The following is a 378-nucleotide window of genomic DNA, read 5'->3' on the forward strand; positions in this document are numbered from 1 at the left end:
CCCCGTTCCTGGCGTTCCCGCCCGAGCTGCGCCGCGTCATCTACACCACCAACTCCATCGAGTCGCTGAACTACCAGCTCAGGAAGGTCACCAAGAACCGCGGTCACTTCCCCAGCGACGACGCCGCGGTCAAGCTGCTGTGGCTGGCGATCTGCACCATCGAGGACAAACGAGCCCGCGACAGAGACCGGGACCGCGGCAAGAAGGGCAAGGAGCGCAAGGCCCAAGGCCGCCTCGTCGAAGGACAGGTCGTCACGAACTGGAAGCAGGCCCTCGCCCAACTCGCGATCGCCTACCCCGACCGCATCAACCCCCACCTGTAAGCCCAACTCAAAGTAAAGAGATCGGCCGCCTTACACAGAAAAGTTGACACGCTCC

General features: G+C 63.2%; 1 protein-coding gene. It reads left to right on the forward strand.

Features of this window, described 5'->3' with window-relative positions; all coding sequences use genetic code 11:
- A partial coding sequence (locus QWJ41_RS20875; RefSeq protein ID WP_302710394.1) for a transposase occupies positions 1-323 on the forward strand: 323 nt, incomplete at its 5' end.
- Between the last annotated feature and the right edge of the window lie 55 nt (positions 324-378).

This window comes from Nocardioides cremeus (assembly GCF_030518195.1).
Lineage (GTDB): Bacteria > Actinomycetota > Actinomycetes > Propionibacteriales > Nocardioidaceae > Nocardioides > Nocardioides cremeus.